The sequence below is a fragment of the Ignatzschineria ureiclastica genome (genome assembly GCF_003121845.1).
Taxonomy (GTDB): Bacteria; Pseudomonadota; Gammaproteobacteria; order Cardiobacteriales; family Wohlfahrtiimonadaceae; genus Ignatzschineria; species Ignatzschineria ureiclastica.
Genome location: NZ_QEWQ01000031.1, coordinates 1 through 676, shown reverse-complemented (window position 1 = coordinate 676; position 676 = coordinate 1). Strand labels below are relative to the sequence as shown.

At 41.4% G+C, this 676-nt stretch carries 1 pseudogene; it reads left to right on the top strand.

Annotated elements, in window-relative coordinates:
• A pseudogene (locus DC083_RS10100) lies at positions 1-676 on the top strand (YadA-like family protein); the annotation flags it as partial.

Below are 676 nucleotides of genomic sequence, written 5' to 3'. Positions count from 1 at the left end.
ACTATTGCAAATGGTCCAAGTATTACCGCAAATGGTGTCGATGCAGGTGGTAAAACAATCACGAATGTTGCTGATGGTGTAAATGGTAAAGATGCTGTCAACAAAGATCAGTTAGATGCATTAGGTACGAATTTAACAAATACAGGCCTTACATTTGCAGGTAACAGTGGGGAAGTAAGTAAAAAACTTGGCGATAAAGTCACCATTAAAGGTGGTTTAGCTGACAATATTGATGCGAGTGATGAAAATCTGCGTGTTGATGTTGAAGATGGCAACCTTGTTGTGAAAATGGCGAAGAACCTAAGTGGCTTAGGCGATATCCAAGTTGGTGAAGCTGGAAAAGACGGAAAAGATGGCGTTGACGGTAAGATTGGTGTTACCGGAAAAGATGGTTCATCAGTAGTTATTAATGGCGAAGATGGATCAATCGGTCTTACCGGTCCAAAAGGTGAGGCAGGTAAAGATGCACCAACTCTTAATATTGCAGTGAAAGATGGAGCGCCAGGCTTAAATGGAAAAGATGGCGAAGTCCGTATTGTGTACAAAGATAAAGACGGCAATGAGAAAGAGGTCGCAAGTCTTGATGATGGCTTACTCTTTGGTGCGGATAACGATGGAGTTGTGGTTGAACGTAAGTTGAATCAAAAACTTGATATTCTTGGTGGTGCAAATAATG